Source organism: Lentzea roselyniae, from assembly GCF_039537795.1.
GTDB lineage: Bacteria > Actinomycetota > Actinomycetes > Mycobacteriales > Pseudonocardiaceae > Lentzea > Lentzea atacamensis.
In genome coordinates this window covers 124,796-142,051 of record NZ_BAABBE010000022.1, presented here as the reverse complement: position 1 = coordinate 142,051, position 17,256 = coordinate 124,796, and the positions used below count along the sequence as shown (strand labels likewise).

General features: G+C 68.5%; 23 protein-coding genes. 10 read left to right on the top strand and 13 right to left on the bottom strand.

Going from position 1 to position 17,256, the window contains the following annotated elements:
* Positions 1-241 precede the first annotated feature (241 nt).
* Positions 242-895, top strand: a complete 654-nt coding sequence (locus ABFX45_RS32540; RefSeq protein ID WP_170154868.1) for an ACT domain-containing protein — start codon at positions 242-244, stop codon at positions 893-895.
* Here ABFX45_RS32540 and ABFX45_RS32535 read toward each other — a convergent pair.
* A complete protein-coding gene (locus tag ABFX45_RS32535; protein WP_109634324.1) occupies positions 892-1,575 on the bottom strand; it encodes a 3-keto-5-aminohexanoate cleavage protein in 684 nt (227 codons plus the stop codon). The two genes, ABFX45_RS32540 and ABFX45_RS32535, sit on opposite strands and share 4 nt — an antisense overlap.
* Before the next feature lie 60 nt (positions 1,576-1,635).
* On the opposite strand from ABFX45_RS32535, the gene ABFX45_RS32530 reads away from it, so the two are divergent.
* Entirely contained in the window at positions 1,636-1,758 is a 123-nt protein-coding gene (locus ABFX45_RS32530; protein ID WP_267900055.1) for a hypothetical protein, read from the top strand.
* Positions 1,759-1,845: 87 nt separating this feature from the next.
* Positions 1,846-2,070, top strand: coding sequence for a hypothetical protein (locus tag ABFX45_RS32525; RefSeq protein ID WP_346134104.1), 225 nt, complete (start codon positions 1,846-1,848; stop codon positions 2,068-2,070).
* Here the strand turns inward: ABFX45_RS32525 and ABFX45_RS32520 are convergent.
* Positions 2,067-2,501, bottom strand: coding sequence for a GNAT family N-acetyltransferase (locus ABFX45_RS32520; RefSeq protein ID WP_346134102.1), 435 nt, complete (start codon positions 2,499-2,501; stop codon positions 2,067-2,069). The two genes, ABFX45_RS32525 and ABFX45_RS32520, sit on opposite strands and share 4 nt — an antisense overlap.
* A gap of 38 nt (positions 2,502-2,539) precedes the next feature.
* Between ABFX45_RS32520 and ABFX45_RS32515 the strand changes: the two genes are divergently transcribed.
* The gene (locus tag ABFX45_RS32515; protein ID WP_146231457.1) at positions 2,540-2,956 is read left to right on the top strand and encodes an SWIM zinc finger family protein; all 417 of its coding nucleotides are present in this window, start codon (positions 2,540-2,542) and stop codon (positions 2,954-2,956) included.
* On the opposite strand, the gene ABFX45_RS32510 is transcribed toward ABFX45_RS32515, so the two are convergent.
* The 6 genes from ABFX45_RS32510 to ABFX45_RS32485 all read right to left on the bottom strand — a co-directional run bounded on the left by ABFX45_RS32510 (position 2,945) and on the right by ABFX45_RS32485 (position 7,909).
* The gene (locus ABFX45_RS32510; RefSeq protein WP_346134100.1) at positions 2,945-3,472 is read right to left on the bottom strand and encodes a hypothetical protein; all 528 of its coding nucleotides are present in this window, start codon (positions 3,470-3,472) and stop codon (positions 2,945-2,947) included. The genes ABFX45_RS32515 and ABFX45_RS32510 overlap by 12 nt on opposite strands.
* 72 nt (positions 3,473-3,544) lie before the next feature.
* Positions 3,545-4,048, bottom strand: coding sequence for a GNAT family N-acetyltransferase (locus ABFX45_RS32505; RefSeq protein WP_109634337.1), 504 nt, complete (start codon positions 4,046-4,048; stop codon positions 3,545-3,547).
* Positions 4,041-6,149, bottom strand: coding sequence for an NAD-dependent DNA ligase LigA (gene ligA / locus ABFX45_RS32500; RefSeq protein WP_233442486.1), 2,109 nt, complete (start codon positions 6,147-6,149; stop codon positions 4,041-4,043). The genes ABFX45_RS32505 and ligA overlap by 8 nt, the downstream gene beginning before the upstream one ends.
* 32 nt (positions 6,150-6,181) lie before the next feature.
* Positions 6,182-6,835: a hypothetical protein gene (locus ABFX45_RS32495; RefSeq protein WP_109634342.1), complete on the bottom strand. Its 654-nt coding sequence runs from the start codon at positions 6,833-6,835 to the stop codon at positions 6,182-6,184.
* Positions 6,836-6,839: 4 nt separating this feature from the next.
* The gene (locus ABFX45_RS32490; RefSeq protein WP_170166733.1) at positions 6,840-7,397 is read right to left on the bottom strand and encodes a YdeI/OmpD-associated family protein; all 558 of its coding nucleotides are present in this window, start codon (positions 7,395-7,397) and stop codon (positions 6,840-6,842) included.
* Entirely contained in the window at positions 7,394-7,909 is a 516-nt protein-coding gene (locus ABFX45_RS32485; RefSeq protein ID WP_146231458.1) for an LppU/SCO3897 family protein, read from the bottom strand. The genes ABFX45_RS32490 and ABFX45_RS32485 overlap by 4 nt, the downstream gene beginning before the upstream one ends.
* Before the next feature lie 64 nt (positions 7,910-7,973).
* On the opposite strand from ABFX45_RS32485, the gene ABFX45_RS32480 reads away from it, so the two are divergent.
* Positions 7,974-8,453: a GNAT family N-acetyltransferase gene (locus ABFX45_RS32480; RefSeq protein ID WP_109635247.1), complete on the top strand. Its 480-nt coding sequence runs from the start codon at positions 7,974-7,976 to the stop codon at positions 8,451-8,453.
* Here the strand turns inward: ABFX45_RS32480 and ABFX45_RS32475 are convergent.
* The 3 genes from ABFX45_RS32475 to ABFX45_RS32465 all read right to left on the bottom strand — a co-directional run bounded on the left by ABFX45_RS32475 (position 8,440) and on the right by ABFX45_RS32465 (position 12,555).
* Complete coding sequence (locus ABFX45_RS32475; protein WP_346134096.1) at positions 8,440-9,522, bottom strand: PLL family lectin; 1,083 nt, start codon at positions 9,520-9,522, stop codon at positions 8,440-8,442. The two genes, ABFX45_RS32480 and ABFX45_RS32475, sit on opposite strands and share 14 nt — an antisense overlap.
* 38 nt (positions 9,523-9,560) lie before the next feature.
* Positions 9,561-11,414: a glycoside hydrolase family 9 protein gene (locus ABFX45_RS32470; RefSeq protein ID WP_109634352.1), complete on the bottom strand. Its 1,854-nt coding sequence runs from the start codon at positions 11,412-11,414 to the stop codon at positions 9,561-9,563.
* Between the two features lie 91 nt (positions 11,415-11,505).
* Positions 11,506-12,555 carry a methionine synthase gene (locus tag ABFX45_RS32465; RefSeq protein WP_109634354.1) on the bottom strand — a complete coding sequence of 350 codons (1,050 nt, stop codon included), beginning with the start codon at positions 12,553-12,555 and terminating at the stop codon, positions 11,506-11,508.
* Between the two features lie 236 nt (positions 12,556-12,791).
* Between ABFX45_RS32465 and ABFX45_RS32460 the strand changes: the two genes are divergently transcribed.
* The 3 genes from ABFX45_RS32460 to paaI all read left to right on the top strand — a co-directional run bounded on the left by ABFX45_RS32460 (position 12,792) and on the right by paaI (position 14,278).
* Complete coding sequence (locus ABFX45_RS32460; protein ID WP_109634357.1) at positions 12,792-13,151, top strand: hypothetical protein; 360 nt, start codon at positions 12,792-12,794, stop codon at positions 13,149-13,151.
* 94 nt (positions 13,152-13,245) lie between these two features.
* Complete coding sequence (locus ABFX45_RS32455; protein WP_109634359.1) at positions 13,246-13,653, top strand: hypothetical protein; 408 nt, start codon at positions 13,246-13,248, stop codon at positions 13,651-13,653.
* 220 nt (positions 13,654-13,873) lie between these two features.
* Positions 13,874-14,278 carry a hydroxyphenylacetyl-CoA thioesterase PaaI gene (gene paaI / locus ABFX45_RS32450; RefSeq protein WP_109634361.1) on the top strand — a complete coding sequence of 135 codons (405 nt, stop codon included), beginning with the start codon at positions 13,874-13,876 and terminating at the stop codon, positions 14,276-14,278.
* Here the strand turns inward: paaI and ABFX45_RS32445 are convergent.
* Together ABFX45_RS32445 and ABFX45_RS32440 are read right to left on the bottom strand one after the other, a co-directional pair.
* On the bottom strand, positions 14,199-14,606 hold the full coding sequence (locus ABFX45_RS32445) for a hypothetical protein (RefSeq protein ID WP_109634363.1): 408 nt from the start codon (positions 14,604-14,606) through the stop codon (positions 14,199-14,201). The genes paaI and ABFX45_RS32445 overlap by 80 nt on opposite strands.
* Before the next feature lie 38 nt (positions 14,607-14,644).
* Complete coding sequence (locus tag ABFX45_RS32440) at positions 14,645-15,787, bottom strand: hypothetical protein (RefSeq protein WP_112230867.1); 1,143 nt, start codon at positions 15,785-15,787, stop codon at positions 14,645-14,647.
* 36 nt (positions 15,788-15,823) lie between these two features.
* On the opposite strand from ABFX45_RS32440, the gene ABFX45_RS32435 reads away from it, so the two are divergent.
* Both ABFX45_RS32435 and ABFX45_RS32430 read left to right on the top strand, forming a co-directional pair.
* Positions 15,824-16,327, top strand: coding sequence for a DUF6584 family protein (locus ABFX45_RS32435; protein ID WP_109634367.1), 504 nt, complete (start codon positions 15,824-15,826; stop codon positions 16,325-16,327).
* Entirely contained in the window at positions 16,324-17,175 is an 852-nt protein-coding gene (locus ABFX45_RS32430) for a serine/threonine dehydratase (protein ID WP_346134091.1), read from the top strand. Before ABFX45_RS32435 ends, ABFX45_RS32430 begins: the two co-directional genes overlap by 4 nt.
* Positions 17,176-17,256 lie beyond the last annotated feature (81 nt).

Sequence of the window (17,256 nt, the reverse complement as noted above, 5' to 3'; positions counted from 1 at the left end):
CCGCTACGAACGCAAGGCCGCCCACTTCACGGCATTCGCCCAGCTGGCCTGCGCGGTGATCTGCTACCGCCGAGCCATCAAGCTGGACCTGCTCACCCACGACAACCCCAAATGAGATGTGGTCTTAACCGTTCCGCAACGCGGACAGCGGGTCATGCATTGAGGATGCGTCTGCGAGAATCACCGACCGGCAACGGCGCGAGACGCGGGGTCACGCGCACGAGCTATGGAGGCGTTCACCTTGTCGTTCCTGATCCGGGTCCAGCTCCCGGACCGTCCCGGCACCCTCGGCGCGGTCGCAACGGCTTTGGGCGAGATCGGGGCGGACATACTCAGCGTCGACGTGGTGGAACGCGGTTCCGGCCTGGCCATCGACGACCTGGTGGTGGAGCTCCCCTCCGGCCGCCTGCCCGACACGTTGATCACCGCGGCCGAGTCCGTCGAGGGCGTCGAGGTCGACGCCGTGCGCCCGTACGCGGGCATTCTCGACACCCACCGCGAGCTGGAGCTCGTCGAGGAAGTCGCAGAGGTGCCGCACAAGGGCCTCGAGATCTTCACCGAGGGCGTCCCGAAGATCATCCGCGCCGGGTGGGCCGTGGTCGTAGGGCCGGAGGGCACCGGGATCAACCGGCTGACCGCGTCCTCCGCGGCTCCCGAGACGCGGATGGCCGACGCCCCGTGGTTCCCGCTGGAGCGCGCCACCGTGCTCGACGGCGAGGAGGAGTGGGTGCCGGAGCCCTGGCGCGAACTGGGCACCGAGCTCGCCGCCACGCCGCTGGGCAAGCCCGACCGGGTGCTGGTCGTCGGACGTCCCGGCGGGCCGATGTTCCGTGCGGCCGAGGTCGCGCGGCTGGCCCACCTGGCGGGGATCGTCGCGGTCGTTCTGCCCGACTAGCCGGGGGCCTTGGCCTTCTGGTTGCGCCTGGCCATCGCGACCAGCTCGGCGTTGTTCTTGGCCGTACGCCCGTCGGGCATGGTCAGCGTGTCCTCGAGCCCCATGCGGACGCCGTGTTCGAGCCTGGCGGCGTAGGTGAAGACCGGCCAGGCGTCGTTCTCCCTGCCGTGCAACAGGATCGGCAGGCCCAGCGGTTCCACCTCCCGCAGCAGTTGTTCGGCCGTCGCCGCGGTCGCCGTGACGGTGATCCGCGTGGCACCCGGAGGCAGCTCACCGAGCTGACCCGCGGACTCGACGACGAGCTCGACACCCACGTTGACCCGGTGCAGTGCCTGGGCCAGCTCCCTCCAGCCGGGATCACCGACGTGCACGCTCGCGATGTCGGGCCGCCCGGCCGCGAGAGGCGCCCAGCTCCCGATCAGCATCTCGCGGCTGCCGGGAACGTGCGTCGACACGCTGATCTCGATGCCCGGCACGGCGGCCCTCACCGTGGCGATCGTCGTGGCGACCTCCGGGCCGACGAGCGTGGGCGCGCCGATGACGTCTCTCGGGTGGATGTGCACCGAGGTGACGCCGAGCGCGGCGACGTCGGCGGCGTCCTCCGCCAGCCGCTCGGGCGTGAGCGGCAGGGCCGGGTGCTCCTCGGCTGTGCGGGAGCCGTTCAGACAGGCTTGCAGCACACTTCATACGGTCCCACACAAAACTCGTGCGCGCGTTGCTCCAAGGGCTAGCTTGGAGACATGCGACTGGCGCTGACGTTCGCCCAATCCGACCTCGCCGTGGGAGATCTGGCGCTGGGGGCGGCCGGGCTGCTCGCGGTGGCCGGGGTGATCGTCGTCGCCGTGATGCGGCGCAAGCGCTGATCGCGAGGAGCGTCGCCGCGTTCTGCGGGGTCCGCGATCTACCACCAGAATCGGCGTGATCGCACTGATTCCAGGAGGTAGAAGATCATGGCTGTCACTGTGAACCTCGACATGCTCCTCGACAAGGAGTACGAGAACCTCCCGCTCAACGAGATCCTGGACGCCCCCGTCGACGCGTTGCAGGGCGTGAGCACCGGCGACGCGGAGAAGCTCAAGGCCGCGTTCAACATCAAGACCGTGCGCGATCTGGGCACAAACAAGTACTTCCGCGCCGCCGTGACGTTGCTGGACCTGGAAGCGACCGCGCGTTAGAGCACGATGCGGTAGTGGACGAACGGGGTCTTCTCCGCGACCTGGTCGTAGAGCCGGCGGGCGGTCTCGTTCGACTCCTTCGTGTGCCAGTACAGGCGACAGCAGTCCTGCTGTTTCGCCCACTGGGCCACCGCCTCGATGAGCGCGCGGCCGACGCCACGGCCGCGCGCCTCGGGGGCGGTGAAGAGGTCCTGCAGGTAGCAGACGTCCTGGCTGGACGTGCTGGGGTGTTTGAAGAAGTGCGTGATGCCGACGATGATGCCCTCGTCGCGTGCGCACAGGGCGTGGATGGCTTTGCCCTCCTGGAACGCCTGCCACTTCTCGTCGTAGATTTCCGCCGGCAGCGTGCGTTCGTAGAAGGTGTTGTAGCCCTCGAAGAGCTCCTGCCACCTGGCGCGGTCCGACGGGACGAGCGGGCCGATCGCGATCATGTTGGTCCTTTCCGGGGTCACCCGGTTGGATGACCGTCGTGTCTACGACCCTCACCACCGAGCTGCTGCTGCACCGCGCGGGCACCAAGTCGTACTGGCGCGGCCTCACCTACCGCGACGCCGTGCTGTCCTTGCGGGTGCACAGCAGGCACGTGGCGGCTCGGGTGCGGGGCAGTGACGACACGGCCTACGCGGTGGAGCTCTCATGGTCGGACACGCATCTGGTGGGGTCGTGCAGCTGTCCGCACGGGTCGGAGGGGTTCTTCTGCAAGCACTGCGTTGCCGTGGGGCTGGTGTTGCTGGACCGGGGTGAGACCGTGCCGCCTCCTGATGCCGAGGACGTGGAGCTGAAGGACGTGCTGAGAGCCCTGCCCGCGGACGTGCTGCGGGACCTGCTGTACGAGCAGGCTGCCGGGGATCTCAGGCTGCGGGCGCGGATCATGTCATCGCTCTGACAAGGGACCGCAGAACTGCGTCTCCGGAGGAAGCCCGCACTTGGAGTGCGGCGGGCGCGTGGCGACCGCAAGGACCCAGCCGGTGGTGGTGCTGTTGAAGATCAGCACGTGGGTCATACCGTAGCTGGTGTGCGTCACCGATCTGGACCTCTCGAAGTACAGGTGGGTCAGCTCGCGGAGGTGAACGACAACGCCGCCGCCATTCGGCACGTTGAGCCGCAACAGGCTGGTGTTGACCTCCGCGCGGGAGTAGCCCCCGAACCCCAGAGAACCGAGCATCGTGCGGCGGGCACCGAGCCTGGTTTCGTCGGTGCGGAGCTCGGCGGCCAGCGCGTCGGTCGTGGGCACACCGAAGCCGGGCGTCTGAGGACGGTTGGTGACCTTGTCCGCGCGGTGCTGCAAGTAGCGCTGAGCCATCTCCTCGATCTGCCGCTGGTCGTGGGGCGACAGGTGCCTCGGTGCCGCTGATGCGGCCAGCAGCAGCACCAGCACGAACAGGACGGCAGCCTGTCTCATTTCGCGAACCCCCATTCGCGCCCACCAGCGGCTGTTCGGTGGACGCGCGGCGGGTGATGCGGTTGCCTTCGATCAGAGCGGCATCCCGTACGCGTAGGCCACCAGGTTCACGCCGGGCAGCGGGGCCCAGTCGCGTTCCGGGAGGCGCGTGAAGCCGAGCCGTTCGTACAACCGGTGCGCCGCCAGCATCTTCTCCGAGGACGACAGCACGACGTGCGACACCCCGGCCGCGCGAGCCCGCTCGAGCACTGCCCGCACGAGGGCTTCACCGACGCCGCGGCCGCGAGCCGAGGCGGCGACCGCGAGCATGCGGAACTCCAGCTCTCCCTGCCGGGAGATCTCCGCGTAGTGCGTTCCCGGCAGCACGACCGTCACGGAGCCGAGCACCTCGCCGGACGCGCCGTCGACGGCTACCAGGAGCTCCGCGTCCCGGAACCGGCTCGCGGCGTCGGCGAGGTGATCGGCGTAGTCGTCCGTTCCGTCGAGGAAGCCGTCCACGCGGTAGGCCTCGACCGTCACGGAGCCGACCGCGGGCAGGTCGGCCTCCGTCGCAGGGCGGATGATCAGGTCAGCCATCTGTGCCTTCTTCCCCGATGACGGCCACCTCCCTCGCCGCGTCCGGGCCCTGCTCCAGCAGGACGCGGAAGCCCGCCTCGTCGAGCACGGGGACCTTCAGGGAGATGGCCTTGTCGTACTTCGATCCTGGCGAGTCGCCGACGACCACGAAAGCGGTTTTCTTGGAGACCGAACCGGCAGCCTTGCCACCGCGCGCCAGGATCGACTCCTTGGCCGAGTCGCGGGAGAACTCGGTCAGCGAGCCGGTGACCACGATGGACAGGCCTTCGAGGTTGCGGGTGATGGACGCGTCGCGTTCGTCCTCCATCCGCACGCCCGCGGCCCGCCACCGCTCCACGACGTGCTGGCGCCACTCGGTTTCGCGCCACTCGACCACGGCGGTCGCGATGGTCGGGCCCACCCCCTCGGTGCCGGCCAGCACCTCCTCCTCGGCGGCGAGGATCGCGTCCATCGAGCCGAACTGCAGCGCCAGCGCGCGGGCGGCGGTCGGGCCGACGTGGCGGATCGACAGCGCGACCAGCACCCTCCACAGCGGACGGGACTTGGCGGCTTCCAGGTTGTCCAGGAGCTTCAGGGCGTTCGCGGAGAGGTCGCCGCTCTTCGTCCTGAAGCGCTCGATCTGCTGCAGCGCCTCGGCGTCGAGGTCGAAGAGGTCTGCCTCGTTCGTGTACACCGTGGACTCGGTGATCGCGGCGGCGGCCTCGTAGCCGAGCACCTCGATGTCGAGCGCCGCACGGGAAGCCAGGTACGCCAGCCGTTCGCGCAGCTGGCCAGGGCACGTCTCCGCGTTGGGGCAGCGGATGTCGACGTCGCCTTCCTTCATCGGACGCAGCGCGGCGTTGCACTCGGGACAGCGCGTCGGCATGACGAACTCGCGCGCGTCGGCCGGCCGCGCGGCCAGCACGGGGCCCAGCACCTCGGGAATCACGTCGCCCGCCTTGCGGATGACGATGCGGTCGCCGATCAGCACGCCCTTGCGCTTCACCTCGGACGCGTTGTGCAGCGTGGCGCGCGCGACCGTCGAGCCCGCCACCTTCACCGGTTCCATCAACGCGAACGGCGTGACGCGGCCGGTGCGACCCACCTGGACCTGGATGTCCAGCAACGTCGTGGTGGCTTCCTCCGGCGGGTACTTGTACGCGATGGCCCACCGCGGCGCGCGCGACGTCGTGCCGAGGCGGCGCTGCAGCGACACCTCGTCGACCTTGATGACGACGCCGTCGATCTCGTGGATCGCGTCGTGCCGGTGCTCGCCCCAGTACTCGACGTGCTTGCGGATGTCGGCCGGATCCGTGAGCACCTTGGTGTGCGGGGAAACCGGGAGGCCCCACGACTTCAGCGCCTCGTAGGCCAGCGACTGCCGGGCGACCTCGAAGCCCGCCGTCTTGCCGATGCCGTGGCAGATCATCCGCAGCTTGCGCGCCGCGGTGACCTTCGGGTCCTTCTGCCGCAACGAACCCGCCGCGGTGTTGCGCGGGTTCGCGAACGGCGGCTTGCCCTGCTCGACGAGGGAGGCGTTCAGCGCCAGGAAGTCCTCGACCGCGAAGAAGACCTCGCCGCGCACCTCGACCAGGTCCGGCACCGGGTAGTCGGCCGAGCCCTTGAGGACCTCCGGCACGTCCGCGATGGTGCGGACGTTCAACGTGACGTCCTCGCCCGTGCGGCCGTCGCCACGGGTGAGCGCGCGCGTGAGCCTGCCCTTCTCGTAGAGCAGGTTGATCGCGAGGCCGTCGATCTTCAGCTCGCACAGGAAGTGCGTGCCGGAGCCGATGTCCTTCTGGACGCGCTCGAACCAGCCCGTCAGCTCGTCCTGGGCGAAGACGTTGTCCAGGCTGAGCATGCGCTCCAGGTGGTCGACCGCCTTGAACTCGGTCGAGAACGTGCCGCCGACGAGCTGCGTCGGCGAGTCCGGCGTGGCCAGGCCGGGATGCTCCGCCTCCAGTGCCTCCAGCGACTTGAGCAGCTCGTCGAACTCACCATCGGTGACGATGGGATCGTCCAGCACGTAGTAGCGGAACTGGTGCGTGCGCACCTCTTCCGCGAGCACGGCATGCCGCTCGCGCACCTCTGCGGGGACGTCTTCAAGGCTCTCGCTGGTCACGGGGAACAGCTTAGTGAGCAGGTCTGACAGTTTCAGGCGTCCGAAACCCCGGCCAGCTCCCGAACGAGTGAACGCAGCTCCAGCAGGCTGATCGTCCCCTGCGGCTCCAGCTGCGCGGTCTCCACGCGCCGCAACCGCTCCCCCGCCAGCCGCTCGCCGAGAGTGACGTCCAGCGGCAGGAACGTCATCGCCTGCCGCTGCTGGTCGGTCAGCTCCGCGAGCGCCGGGTGGTAGACCGCGACGTCCACGACGTCACCGTCCACCTGGGCCACGACTCGGTAGTCGCCCAGCCGCATCCTGACCTCGCCGAGGTTGACGACGACCTCGGTCGGATCCGGCACCGGCGGCACCGAGTCGTGGAACTCCCACACCATGTCCGCCGGTGGCGCTGCCTTGATCCACGCGTCGGTGTACGGGCGCAGCCGCGGGTCCTCCTGGCCGGTGATCACCAGCGCGTACATCGCCATGTGGCCCTGTTCGAGCGAGAACATCAGGTCCGGGTGCATGGCGCTGACGAGGTCCCGCAGCTCGTCCTCGACCCTGTGCGGCTCGCCGTCGCCGAGCGCCGCGCTCACCACCGGTACGAGCTCGAACCACCGCTCCCAGAAGCGCTGGGCGGCCTCCTCCGCGTTCGGCAGGTAGGAGGGGGTGACGTCTTCGGCTTTGCGGCGGCGGAACCACTTCATTCGCTCAAGCGTAGGGCTTCCACCCCTCGGCCAGCCTCTCGACGAACTGAGCGATGCGCCTCTGGCGTGTCTCCGGCCTCTTCGCGTCGTGCACGCGCAGCAGGATCGCGTACCTGTTCTGGCTGCTCAGCGTCTCGAAGATCTTCGCGGCCTCGGGGTTCGCATCCAGGGCGGCGCGCAGGTCGTCCGGCATCTCGATCGTCGCGGGACCCGCGTAGGCCGCCTCCCAGCGCCCGTCCTTCTTCGCCTTCTCGATCTCGGCGAGCCCGGCGGGCAGCATCCTGCCGGCCGCGATCAGCTCCTCGACCTTGCCGCAGTTGCGCTTGGACCACTTGCTGCGCGGGGTCCTCGGCGTCCACCGCTGCGAGTAGTAGGTGTCGTCGATGGACCGCACGAGCCCGTCGATCCACCCGTGGCACAACGCGATGTCCAGCGCCTCGTCGTACGTGATCGACTTCAGCCCGGACCCCTTCTTGGCGTACTTGATCCACAGCTCGGTCTCCGTGGAGCCGTGCTCGTGCAACCAGGCGTCGAACTGCGCCGGATCCTCGAAGAAGATCAACGCACCCTCCTCAGGCAGAGCGTCATCTCCTCATAGGGAACACCGAGTTCGGCCTCAGCGGGACAACTTTCTCGGGCCACGCCGACGACCTGCACGTTCACCCGCGGCGCCGCACAGTCGAACTTGGACACCACAGATCTCTGCAGGTCCTCGGTGTCGAGCTCGAAGCAGTCACCCTGCCGGGCGTTGGGCAGCAGGCACAGCGCCGCGTTGTGCCTGGTGTCGCGCAACACCTTGTAGTCGCCGCGCGGGCACTGCCCCGACGTGTTGCCGAGGACGGTCCCGATCTTCAACGCGGCCCGGCCGCCCTCGCAGTCGATGACCGTGAGGCCCAGGTCGTCCTCGCCGGGTCCGTTGAACCTGACGCAGGTGCCCTTCTGCGCCTTGGAGTAGTCGGTGAGGAACACGGCTGCTTCCGGTGCCCGCGGCTCGTCCTCGCTGAGCATCCACCACAAGACGCCGTATGCGAGCACAGCGAGTACACACACCATCACGGTCTGTCTGACGGCCACGCCGCGGATTATGGCGGCGAAAACTGAGTGGCGCGCGACGACCGGTTTGGCCACAGTGCGCGTCATGCTGATCCGGCGGGAGACACCCGCAGACATCGACGCCATCCGCACCGTCACGAACCTCGCGTTCAAGAACGGGCCGGAAGCTCTGCTGATCGACCAGCTGCGGGAGGACGAGGGCTGGATCCCCGAGTTGTCGCTGGTCGAGAACGAGGTGCTCGGGCACGTCGTGTGCACGCGCGGGTACATCGGTGACGTGCCGGCTCTGGGGCTCGGGCCGATCAGCGTGCACCCGGAGCATCAGCGGGCCGGAGTGGGTTCGGCGTTGATGCACGCTGTTCTCGGGGCTGCGGAGGCGCGTGGGGAGCGTGCGGTGATTCTGCTGGGTTCCCCGGACTACTACTCGCGGTTCGGTTTCCGGATGGCCGCGGAGTTCGGGATCACGCCGCCGGTTGCCGAGTGGGAGCCGTACTTCCAGGCGCGCTTCTTTGGTTCGGTCGTAGGTGGGCCGTTCCGGTACGCGGAGCCGTTCAACCGGCTTTGAGCACTTCGCCGTCGGCCTTGCGTGCGTAGATCGTGCCGTCGGGCTGGGCGGACACGGTGTCGATGAAACGGGTGTCGCTCAAGGATTCCCAGCTCGTACCGAGGCGGTGTGGCCGGCCACCGATCAGCGCGTAGACGCCGATCGTCCCGTCCGGCCGGCGCACCGCTTCGGGTGAGGCTTCGAGGCCTTGGGCGATCTCTCGCCACGCACCCGCTGTGTTCACCATGAGCGCGTTGCCGGATCGGACGTGGACGGCGACGGAACCGTCCGGGAACGCGATCGCCGACGGCTTGCCCGCCGCGAATCCGGGCGGGCTCAGCGGCTGCCAGCTTGCACCGAGCACGTTCACGCTGCCGTCGGCCAGCACCGCGTAGACGTCAACCGTCCCATCAGGACGGAGAACGGCCTCGGGATCGCCCGCCACACCGGAAGCAACCGACCGCCACACCCCGTCAGCCAACACCGTCACGACACCGCGAACAGTCCGGGTGAACACGAACCGCCCGGCCACCGACGGACGGCCGACGAAGTCACCAGCCGTGCTCAACCGCGAACGACCGGCCCAGACATCGCCGTCCTCCACCACATGAGTGACACCGTCGACGACCTCCGGCCCGCCCTGCCACGCCTGCCGCAACATCGACTCGGCCCGCGGCAAAGCCTGGTCGTACCGCTCCGGACAGCACGACCGCTGCACCGCGTCCGCGAGCAACCCCGGCGTGAGATCCGGCCGGTCCACCTTCACCGCGTACTCGAAGAAACGGCGCGCGGCATAGGTGACGTCCATGATCTGCTCAGGCGTGCCCCAGCCCATCGACGGCCGTTGCTGGAACACACCGAGCGAATCCCGGTCACCGCAGGCGAGGTTGTTCATGTGCGACTCGACCCACCCGGCCTCGAACCCGGCGAGCAGCACCTTGTCGCTGACCCGCAACGACGAGCCGGCCTCGAGCACCGTCCGGATCACCTCGGGATCGTGCGAGGCAGGCACGTGGCAGCCGGCGTTCAGCGGCAGGGCGTGCGCCGACCCCGCCGTGAGCAGCATGAAGACCAGCGCGAGCCTGAGCACAAGTCCGAATTGGACACCCAGGCCCGCGCCGGCGCCACTCAGCCGTTCGCGATCAGGGAGAAGCCGAGCACACCCGTCGCCGTGAAGTCGATGGCGGGCTCGGAGCTCGGCCACGACCGCAGGTCGTCCGCGAACACGGACTTCGCCGAGTTGAACTCGAGCGTGTACGGCTTGGTGCAGTCAACGGAACCCGGCGGCATCTCACCGAGGTCGCCGAACAGCGAAGCGTCGTTCGGACCGTTGATCACGGCGCCCACCAGCACCTTCGAGCCGCCGTTCGGCGAGCCCGAGAGGTTCGCAGCCTGGTGGTGCGGACACTCCGGGAACTTCGAGCCGACGCCCACGATCAGCGTCGTGCCCCAGGCGTTCGTGCCGAGGGCGAAGCCGCGCTGCTGCGTACCGAACGTCTCGTACTTCCTGTCGCCGGTGAGCTTCTTGTACAGCGCGGCGGTCGTGATGAAGCCGAACGTGCGCGAGCCGACGTCCCAGGTCTCGACGTTGGCCGCGGTGCGGAACGGCGAGGCCTTCGCCGCGTCGGCACCCTTCTGCAGCTGGCGCCGGATGTCGCCCACGACCTGCGCCTCGGTCACCTCGGCGCCGGGCACGCCCGCCTTCAGCAGCTTCGCGAGGTCGGCGTGGCCGAGCGCGGAGATGTTGTAGACGTTCAACGTGTCCGGGTCCTGCGTCGCCAGGAACTCCTTGGCCCAGTGCGCGGCCGCGCGGGCGAACTGGCCGTAGCGCTTGTCGTTCAACGCCTTCGCGGCCAGCGCGAGCTGGGTCGCGCCGAACTCCAGGTCGTCGGTCCACGACGACTCGGGGTAGTACGCGTGCGGGAACGCCGTCACGAGCTCGCCGACGTTCTCGGTCTTGGCGAGAGCGAAGAGCGACGCGGCCTTCTCCAGGTACTGGCACGCCAGACGCGGGTTGCGGCGCGCCTCGATCTGCGCGGCCAGCGCGAACGAGCCCGCGACGCGGCCGACCAGGTTCGGGCTGATCTTCTCGCCGGCCTTGTTCGCGCGGAACACCGGACGGTGCTTGATGTAGTAGTGGCTGTCGCCCGGCTTCACGTCGAGCTGGTCGTCGGCCTCCGGCAGGCGCCACACGTCGTGGTCGCCGACGAACCCGAACTCCTCGGAGCCGGTGCCGATGCCGACCTGGGCGTACAGGACGCCGGTCTTCTCGTCCCACACCTTGTCGAGCCACTTGAGGCCGAACTTGGCCTCCTCGTAGAGGGCGTCGTTGTGCTTGTTGCGCAACGCCAGCAGCATCGACGCGGTCGAGTACGACGAGGCGTGGGTGAACTTCACGAAGTCACCCGCGTCGAACCAGCCGCCCTCGACGTCGACCTTCACGCCCGTCGGCTTCAGCGGCGCCGCGATCTGGTCGCCGCCCTCGCCCTTGAACACCGGCTCCTCGTAGACCATGGCGTCGCGGTCGGTGAGGTGCGCGGGCTTGCGGTTCAGGCGGCCGGGGATGACGTTGGCGCCGTCGCGCTGAGCCTGGAAGAACTCGACCGTGTTGTTGGCGACCGGCTGGAACAACCGGTTCAGCGTGTCGATCTTGAACGGCGTGGAGGTGGCACCGCCGACCTTGATCCGGTACGTCCCCGGCATCTTCACCGAGGAGAAGTCGATCGGGTGCACCGCGGGGAACTTGTCGCTCCACGAGCCCGTCGAGGCGCCCGTCCTGCCGGTCAGCACGGTCCGGCCGCGGCTGTCGACCACGGTGAACCTGGTGTTCGCGGCACCACCGAGCACGTACGCGTGCTTCGCCTCGGTGCTGCCGAAACCGACCTGATCGAGCCTGATGTGTCCAGCGGGGGCCGCCTGAGCAGGCGCCACGACCACACCTGTGAGCACTGCGGCGACCAGAGCCGCACGTCTGATGCGCATGTTCGGAACTCCCGGTCCAGGCCGCGGCGGTGGCCTTCGGTTAAGAAAGTTTCCTAATAGTTCGCAGCAGACTAGCTCCACAAACCGGACATCACCAGCCCTCGGGCGGTTCCAAAAAGGCCGAGGAGAGGTCACGGGTCAGCGACAGCGCGCGCTTCACCCAACTGGACGTCGCACCCGCCAGACCGCACGTCGGAGTGGGCAACGCCTTCTCGGCGAGCATCGTCCGCGGGAAGCCGAGGCGGTCGACCAGGGTGAACGCCCGCTGACCCACCTCCTTCAACGTGACCGGTGTGCCGGGGTCGACGCTCGGCACCAGACCCAGCACCAGCGTCGTGCCCGCCTCCCAGGTCTCGCCGATCTCGTCGAGCGCCGCTGCCCCCTTGACCAGCGTCATGTCGAACGCGATCGCGCTCGCGCCGGCCTCCCTGAGCAGCTTCAACGGCGGCTGCGGCGCGCAACAGTGGATCATCACCTCGTGGTCCGCCAGCGCGTCGATCACGGTGGCGAGCACGGTGCGGGCGTCCTGTTCGGGCACGGCCGGCACGGTGCCGAGCTTCGACGGCGTCGGCAGCAGGCCCTGCAGCACGGCGGGCAGGCCCGGTTCGTCGAGCTGCACCACCACCTTCGCCCCGGTCCGCTTGGCGACCTGGGCGGCGTGCTGCTTCAACCCCTCCGCGAGCGACTCGGAGAACTCCTTCACCGCACCGCGGTCCGTCAGCACCCGATGGCCGCGCATCAGCTCGATGTTCGACATCAACGTCCACGGCCCCGCGGCCTGCACTTTGACGGTCTCCGGCTGCGCACCCGCACGTTCCAGCGCCTCGTCGAACGCGTCCAGGTCACCGCGCAGCAGATCTACAGCGCGCCGGTGGTCACGGCCCGGCCGCGGGTTGACCCGGTAGCCGGAGGTGATGACCTCGATCGCGAGGTCGACGAGCAGGCCGGCGGTGCGGCCGATCATGTCCGCGCCGACGCCTCGCGCCGGCAGTTCCGGCACGTGCGGCAGCTCCGGCAGCTCTCCGACGACGACCCGCGACGCCTCGTCGATGTCGGTTCCGGGCAGTGATCCGATTCCAGTGGCTCCACGCACCCGCCGAATTGTTCCACTGTCCGCCAGACAGAAGAGGTCTAGACCCATTGACGCTGTGGTCTAGGCCACTTACCGTGATTGGGCAGGTGCTCAGAGTGCGAGCGCCTCCCTGTACGTGGTGCAGGAACGCGACGCGCCCCGCGTTCCTGCACCGCTCCTTTTTCCGGCCCGCTGCGGTAGCTGAACTGGGTGAATGCGCAAACGGCCGCTAACAGCGATCTGCCGGCCATCGACCTCGTCTGCGGGGGTGGACATGTTGTCCTGACTGAAAACAGGAGAGTTCCGTGATCAGATTCGTTCGAAGATCCGTCGCCATCGCCTGCGCCGTCACGTTCGCCAGTCTCTTCGCAGTCCCCGCCGCACAGGCCGCGCCACACTGGACGATCCAGCCGTGCCACTTCGATCTCCAGACGTACTGGCTGCCCAAGCAGACCATGTCCGGCGTCTTCATCGCGTGCACCACAGCCGCGGACCGCAACCAGCAGATCAACGACGCGCTGGCGAGCGGTGAGCCGACCCGGATGTCCAACGCGCTGCGTGCGCTCCTTCAGCAGAACGCTGACTCGTTCCTCACTCCGGAATCGCCGTGCACGCCTGGACAAGAGGCGGCGATGGGCGGCGACTACGCCAGGTGCGTCGGCTGACCCCCGCTGAGCAGAAGACCGGCGCGGGATCTTCCGCCTCCGCGTCGGTCTCCTAGAGTTTCCTCGACGTCGCAGTCCGGCCGAGGAGCTGCTCATGATGAAGTGGATCGCGTACGGTCTCGCGCTGGTGTGCAGCGCACTGGCGTTGATGCTGCCCTGGGCCCACTACGGCGGCATGAGCTTCTGGCTGACCCGCATCCCGGGCTGGCCGGTCTACGTCGCCGGCGCGGTGGTGCTGCACGCGTGCACGTGGTGGAACACCGTGGCCGGCCGGGTTCTCGCCGTGGCCGGTGGCGTGATCGCCCTGGTGACGGCCTTCGTGTTGCTGCTCCGCTACGACGATGCCGCCGTGTTCTTCGACGGACCGGCGATTCCGGCGGTCGCGCCGGTCATGGGGCTCGGCGGGATTCTCGCTGTCGCGGGCGCGCTGCTGAATCTCGTCCTGGTCGTCACGAGGATGAGTGCCAAGTCATCCGCGGAATCCAGGGCGCACACCGGCTGAGCAGGCGAGGGCCGGTGTGAGGAGCTGACCTCGCACCGGCCTCGTTTCCTCAGGGCGCTCAGCAGGAGTTGCAGCACCCGCAGCTCGGACCCGTGCACGAGCTGCAACAAGAACATCCACCCATGATGACCACCTCCGACGTTGAGCGATCAAGCAATCGGACAGTAGGGCGCGGTCATCGCGAGGTGACACCACCGCCAGAGTGATTACGCTGCCACGAATGAATGGTCCTGCTGAGATGCTCGCCGCCGACCAGGCCTCGACCGCGCTCGGCATCACGCCGGTCGAGCTGCGCGACGGGTACGCGTTGCTGCGGATGACGGTCACCGGGCTGATGATCAACGGCCACGGCATCGCGCACGGCGGGTACGTCTTCCTGCTGGCGGACACGGCGTTCGCCTGCGCCTGCAACAGGACCGGGTCCGTCACCGTCGCCGCCACGGCCGAGATCGACTTCATCCGGCCCGTGCACGAGGGTGACGAGCTGGTGGCGGAGGCGGTGGAACGGACCCGGTTCGGCCGCAGCGGGATCTACGACATCACGGTCAGGCGAGGGACCGAGACGGTGGCCGAGTTCCGCGGTCGCTCGCGGACCCTGAGGCAGACGCCGAGCGAAGAGCGATGAACTGCAGGACCGCGAACCCGATCACGGCGAGTCCCTGAGCGACGACCATCACGGTGCCGACACCGGTGAGCGGGAACCAGTTCAGCGCGGCCGTGAGAATGCTGTCCGCACCCCACACCAGGTTGCCGATGATGATCAGCAACACGATTCGGCGGTCCGGGTTGGCGCGGGTGCCCAATGCGAACACGCCCACGCCGTAAAACACGCAGAAAAGGCCGAGCCCGAGCTGCCATCCCACCGGCATGCCGACCTCCGGGCGGACCAGCACGGTCAGCAGACCGAGAGCGAACGAAGCGACACCGTCGAGTTTCAAGGCGAATTTCAACATGACCCGACGATCGCCCGGTCAACGCTGCCAGAACCACGTCAAGCGCTGCCAACTCCTGCCATCAGGTCCGCCGCGACCAGGCGCGCGGCGGCGTTCTGCCAGTTGTGGAGCGTGCGCTCGGGCACCTGTGTCACGAACCACTGCAGCGCGCGGCGGTCCTCGGCGTCGAGGTCCTCACGCTTGGTCCGCACCGAGTACGGGCGGATTCCCTTGACGTAGTAGAAGTACAGGGCGTTGTAGTAACGCCATTCGTCGCTCGTGCCGAAATCACCGTCGGCGGGCTTGAGCCGTTGAATGCTCGTCAACAGCAGATTCTTCAACGCCGCGGCTCGATCGAGCGGCGGGCCCGGTTCCGTCAAAGCGATCAACGGGCTCGCGACGAGCTTTCCCAGATCGCCGTAGTGGCTCAACGCCTTCCGGGTGAGCCGCGCGAACTCGGCCTCGTCCTCGGTGACCAGCGGCCGTCGCTTGGGCAACGAATCGGCAGCCTCGCGCAGCTCGGCGCGCTCGGCCGCGACAGCGGGCACGGCCAGCCGGTCGACGACCGAGGCGAGCGGGTTCGCCAGCACCTGCACCGCGATCGCCGCCGCGACCGTCGTGTGGACGAGCAGATCCGGACCACCGAACAACACCACCTGCGACCCGAACAGCAGGGCCGTGAAGGCCGCGATCACGAGGGACCGCACCATGTCCGCGCGGATCGCCTCACCCTCCTCGACCGCGTCGGTGACCGCGACCAGGATTCCGAACACCACCACGTCGAAGCCGAGCGAGGGCAGCGTGATCGCGTCGGGCAGCAGCCCCAGCAGGAACGCGCCAGCCGACAGACCGAACATCACTCCTACGAGTGAAAAGTAAGTGCGTTTCCTTATGGCTAGCGCTGTCGCGACGGCCAGCGGCAGCAGCACGATCCACGGCAGCCAGAGCGAAACGGCGAGCACCGGCACGACCGCGAAGATCCACCACCGGATCAGCGGCGAACGAACCAGCAGCAGGATTGCACCCGTCCAGGCCAGCGCCGGTAGGCCGACCAGCACCGGATGTGGCACGACGATCACCGCCGCATAGCTGATCAAACCCGCGCCCGCCCACCACATCAGCGGCTTGCGCGGATCACGGGCGAGCAGGTACAGACCCAGCCACCAAGCCAGGCCGGACACCAGCAGCGATAGGCCGAACACGGGTCAAAGCTAGCCCTGCCTGCGAAACTAATCTTCATGCCGGTAGAGCTGACGCTCCACAAAGCGGCCGAGGAGTTGCGCCGGGGCGACCTCGCGAACGTGCTTCGCGCACGTCAGCGCGTCGCCGGCCTCGTCGGCACCTACCCGCACCGGCTCGATCTGCGCGAGCGCCTCGCCGAGGTCTATCGCGTGCTCGGCCAACCGGCCCAAGCCGGCCGCTGGACCTACCTCTCCGACGAACGCGACCCCGAGGAGACGCTGGCCTTCGAACGCGCCTACCGCCACGCCGAGGCCCGCCTGGTCGCGCTGTGCTGGCAGGGCCGCGTGGACGAGGCCCCAACCGAGACCGCGCGCACCCGGCTCGCGTCGCTGTACCTGGAAGCGCGGGTCGAGCTGCAACGCGAGCTGGACGCGACACCGCACGAGGAAACGTCCTGGGGCGCCTGCCTGATCGTGATGGTCGGCGGCACGTTCGTCCTGGTGTGCTTCCTGCTGGGCATCGTGACTCTCGTGCAGTTCTTGTGGAAGCTGGTCACATGAGAACGTTGTCGCAGTACGTCCGCCGCACCCCGGTCATGCGCGTGACCGTCGACGGGCGACCGCTCGTGTTCAAGCTGGAGCACCTCCAGCTCACGGGTTCGTTCAAGATCCGCGGCGCGGTCAACAAGCTGCTGTCGCTGAACGTCTCCGAGGTGGTGACCGCGTCCGGAGGCAACCACGGCATCGCCGTGGCCCAGGCCGCGCAACTGCTCGGCGCACATGCCACCGTGTTCGTGCCGGTGACCGCACCGGAGAGCAAGACCGTCCGCATCGAAGCGCTGGGCGCCAAGCTGATCCGCCACGGCACCACCTACGCCGAGGCCGCCGCGGCCGCGCGCGATTTCGGACCGGCCTACATCGAGGCGTACAACGATCCCGAGGTGATCGAGGGCCAGTCGACGGTCACCCGTGAGATCGTCGAGGACGTGCCCGAAGTGGACACGATCGGTGTCGCCGTCGGTGGCGGCGGGCTCGTGGCCGGTGCCGCACTCGCCTCCGGTGGGCGGCGCGTCATCGCGGTCGAGCCGGAGAACTGCCGCGCGATGCACGACGCGCTGACCGCCGGTGAGCCCGTCGACTCCGCGGTGAACTCCGTCGCGGCAGACGCGCTCGGCGCCACCAGGGCGGGCTCGCTGGCGCTGGAAATCCTGCAGCGGCACCGGGTTTCGTCGGTGCTGGTGTCCGATGCCGAACTGCTCGCGGCCAGGGGCCGGCTGTGGGAGGAGTTCCGGCTGGCCGTCGAACCCGCGGGCGCGGTGGCGTTCGCGGCCTTCCTGCGTGGAGACGTGCCGGGCGAGCTGCCGTGCGTGATCCTGTGCGGCGCGAACAGCGAGTGGGCCCCGCGCTGAAGATCCCAGCCTAAAGATTCTGGGCAGACAGCCGATATCCGTAGAGCCGTCGGGGAAACGATCAAGAAGAAGGAGCACCCC

Coding starts and splice junctions, on each gene's coding strand:
- ABFX45_RS32530 (WP_267900055.1), top strand. CDS start 1,636: ATGCGACTGGCGCTGACGTTCGCCCAATCCGACCTCGCCGTGGGAGAT.
- ABFX45_RS32525 (WP_346134104.1), top strand. CDS start 1,846: ATGGCTGTCACTGTGAACCTCGACATGCTCCTCGACAAGGAGTACGAG.
- ABFX45_RS32520 (WP_346134102.1), bottom strand. CDS start 2,501: ATGATCGCGATCGGCCCGCTCGTCCCGTCGGACCGCGCCAGGTGGCAG.
- ABFX45_RS32510 (WP_346134100.1), bottom strand. CDS start 3,472: ATGAGACAGGCTGCCGTCCTGTTCGTGCTGGTGCTGCTGCTGGCCGCA.
- ABFX45_RS32505 (WP_109634337.1), bottom strand. CDS start 4,048: ATGGCTGACCTGATCATCCGCCCTGCGACGGAGGCCGACCTGCCCGCG.
- ABFX45_RS32495 (WP_109634342.1), bottom strand. CDS start 6,835: ATGAAGTGGTTCCGCCGCCGCAAAGCCGAAGACGTCACCCCCTCCTAC.
- ABFX45_RS32480 (WP_109635247.1), top strand. CDS start 7,974: ATGCTGATCCGGCGGGAGACACCCGCAGACATCGACGCCATCCGCACC.
- ABFX45_RS32470 (WP_109634352.1), bottom strand. CDS start 11,414: ATGCGCATCAGACGTGCGGCTCTGGTCGCCGCAGTGCTCACAGGTGTG.
- ABFX45_RS32465 (WP_109634354.1), bottom strand. CDS start 12,555: ATGGGTCTAGACCTCTTCTGTCTGGCGGACAGTGGAACAATTCGGCGG.
- ABFX45_RS32455 (WP_109634359.1), top strand. CDS start 13,246: ATGATGAAGTGGATCGCGTACGGTCTCGCGCTGGTGTGCAGCGCACTG.
- paaI (WP_109634361.1), top strand. CDS start 13,874: ATGAATGGTCCTGCTGAGATGCTCGCCGCCGACCAGGCCTCGACCGCG.
- ABFX45_RS32445 (WP_109634363.1), bottom strand. CDS start 14,606: ATGTTGAAATTCGCCTTGAAACTCGACGGTGTCGCTTCGTTCGCTCTC.
- ABFX45_RS32435 (WP_109634367.1), top strand. CDS start 15,824: ATGCCGGTAGAGCTGACGCTCCACAAAGCGGCCGAGGAGTTGCGCCGG.
- ABFX45_RS32430 (WP_346134091.1), top strand. CDS start 16,324: ATGAGAACGTTGTCGCAGTACGTCCGCCGCACCCCGGTCATGCGCGTG.